The following is a 2937-nucleotide window of genomic DNA, read 5'->3' on the forward strand; positions in this document are numbered from 1 at the left end:
GGCAGCCTGCGCCTCGGCCGAACAAGCCTTGACCGCCGAACAGCCGTCATGGTGGCTGATGTCTGGAACAGTGCGATGAACGGCTTTCAACCCTATGAAATCATTGCGCCGCAGCCAGGATCGCCCGGTGACAACATTGTCATCGTCGCCGACCATGCCAGCAACCATGTGCCCGATGGCATCGACCTGGGCGTCGCGGCGGACGTCATGATGCAGCATGTCGCGATCGATATCGGCGTTGCCGATGTCACGCGGGTGCTGTGCGAGACCATCGGTTGCGGCGCGGTGCTGGCGCACGTCTCTAGGCTGGTGATCGATTTCAACCGCGAGGAGAATGCGCCTGGCCTCATTCCGCTGACCAGCGACGGCATCGCGGTTCCGGGCAATGCCGGAGCAGACCCCGAAGCGCGCCTTGCCGCCTACTATCGGCCGTATCATGACGCCGTGACGGAGACGTTGGCGGACATGCGCAATCCCTTCATCCTCTCGCTGCACAGCTTCACGCCGCAGCTCGCCACGCGCCCGGACGAGGCAAGGCCTTGGGATATCGGGATTTTGTACAATCGCGACGATCGCGCCGCGCGGATCGCCATTCCGCTGCTCGCCCAGGCAGGACTTTATGTCGGCGATCAGCTGCCTTATGCGGGCACATTGCTCAACGCGACGATGAACCGCCATGCCGAAGAACCGGGGAGGCCCTATCTGGGCGTCGAGATGCGGCAGGACCATGTGTCGCACCCCCAAGGCGCGGTCCGAATGGCGGAGATATTGGCTCCTGTCGTCCTCGCGTGCCGCAATAGCCTTGCGTAACGCGCGGCTTTTTGGAAAGAGCGCGGCCAGAGAAAGGCCCGATCATGACACATAATTTCGACAAGTCGAAGCTCCCCAGCCGCCACGTCTCCGTGGGGCCCGAGCGCGCGCCGCACCGCAGCTATTATTACGCGATGGGCTTGACCGAGGAAGAGATTGCGAGGCCTTTCGTTGCAGTGGCCAGCGCCGGCAATGACAGTGCGCCGTGCAACACCACGCTTGATGCCCAGGCCGATGCCTGCCGCGAGGGGGTGAATGCCGCAGGCGGCATGCCGCGCCGCTTCAACACCATCACCGTGACCGATGGCATCGCCATGGGCCATCAGGGTATGAAGAGCTCGCTCGTCAGCCGTGAGGTCATCGCCGATTCGGTCGAGCTGTCGGTGCGCGGCCATTGCTACGACGCGCTGGTCGGCTTTGCCGGATGCGACAAGTCGCTGCCCGGCATGATGATGGCAATGCTGCGGCTCAACGTCCCTTCGATCTTCGTCTATGGCGGCTCGATCCTGCCCGGCCATTATGACGGCCGCGATGTGACGGTGAAAGACGTGTTCGAGATGGTCGGCCAGCACGCGGCGGGTAATTGTCCGCTCAAGGACCTGATCGCGCTCGAAAAGGTTGCGTGCCCCGGCCATGGCGCGTGCGGCGGACAATATACCGCAAACACCATGGCGTGCGTCGGCGAGGCGATCGGTCTTTCGCTGCCCAACAGCAACATGATGCCCGCGCCCTATGAAAGCCGCGCCGAGATTGCGGTCGCGGCGGGACGCCAGGTCATGGAGCTGCTCGCGCAAAACCTCAGGCCACGTGACATCTGTACGCGCGAAGCCTTTGAAAATGCTGCACGCGTTGTTGCCGCGACGGGAGGCTCGACCAATGCCGGGCTTCACCTTCCCGCCATGGCGAGCGAAGCGGGGATCGAATTCGACCTGTTCGACGTCGCCGAGATCTTCAAGACCACCCCCTATATCGCCGATCTGCAACCTGGCGGCCGCTATGTCGCGCGTGACATGTACGAGGCAGGTGGCGTCTACATGCTGATGAAGACGCTGCTCGAGAACGGCCTGCTGCACGGCGACTGCATGACGGTCACCGGCAAGACGCTGGGCGAGAATATCGACCAGGTCACCTGGAACCCCGACCAGAAGGTCATCTACGATGTGAAGACCCCGCTGAGCCCCACCGGCGGCGTCGTCGGCCTCAAGGGTTCGCTCGCGCCCGATGGCGCCATCGTCAAGGTGGCAGGCATGGCGCGGTTGCAATTTACTGGCCCCGCCCAGGTGTTCGACTGCGAGGAAGAGTGCTTCGCTGCGGTCGAGGCACGCCAGATTCGCGAAGGATCGGTCATCGTCATCCGCTATGAAGGCCCCAAGGGCGGCCCCGGCATGCGCGAGATGCTGTCGACCACGGCGGCGCTCTATGGCCAGGGCATGGGCGAGAGCGTCGCGCTCATCACTGACGGACGCTTTTCGGGCGCGACGCGCGGTTTCTGCATCGGCCATGTCGGACCCGAAGCGGCCGATTGCGGCCCGATCGCGCTGGTCGAAGATGGCGACATCATCGCGATCGATGCCGAAGCGGGTACGATCGACCTGCATGTCGACGAGGCGGTGCTGGCCGAGCGCCGCAAGGCCTGGCAGCCGCGCACCAACGACTATCAGGCGGGTGCGCTGTGGCGCTATGCGCAGAATGTCGGCCCCGCGAGCAAGGGCGCGGTGACGCATCCGGGAGCCAAGGCGGAACGCCATGTCTATGCGGATATCTGAGACATTGGTCGTTTCCGCTGCACTGGCGATGCTGGCGGGGTGCTCCGGCGAGACCCAACCAGATCCGGTGGCAGAGGCCGACGACAGCCGCGTCGCCTGCGCGCTGGGCAGCGATACCGAATTTGCCCAGAAATGCGATGTCGAGCGCGTGCAGAATGGTGACAGGCGCGAATTGGTGTTGCGGCACCCCGATGGCGGCTTTCGGCGGTTCGAGATCGTCACCGACGGGCGCGGACTTATCGCGGCCGATGGGGCAGAACAGGCGGTCGTAACCCCTCTGGCAGACGGTCGCATCCAGCTTTCGGTCGGCGATGACCGCTATCGTATCCCCGCCACGATCAAGCCTGGCGCTGGCGGTGGC

At 64.2% G+C, this 2937-nt stretch carries 3 protein-coding genes; all 3 read left to right on the forward strand.

The features are described from left to right. The first annotated feature begins 75 nt into the window (after nucleotides 1–75). Entirely contained in the window at nucleotides 76–810 is a 735-nt protein-coding gene (locus AX735_RS09740; RefSeq protein WP_066279169.1) for an N-formylglutamate amidohydrolase, read from the forward strand. Nucleotides 811–854: 44 nt separating this feature from the next. Continuing rightward, nucleotides 855–2576, forward strand: coding sequence for a dihydroxy-acid dehydratase (gene ilvD, locus AX735_RS09745; protein ID WP_066279166.1), 1722 nt, complete (start codon nucleotides 855–857; stop codon nucleotides 2574–2576). Continuing rightward, a partial coding sequence (locus AX735_RS09750; RefSeq protein WP_082751022.1) for a hypothetical protein occupies nucleotides 2557–2937 on the forward strand: 381 nt, incomplete at its 3' end. The genes ilvD and AX735_RS09750, both read left to right, overlap by 20 nt.

Source organism: Blastomonas sp. CCH1-A6 (assembly GCF_001556365.1).
GTDB lineage: Bacteria > Pseudomonadota > Alphaproteobacteria > Sphingomonadales > Sphingomonadaceae > Blastomonas > Blastomonas ursincola.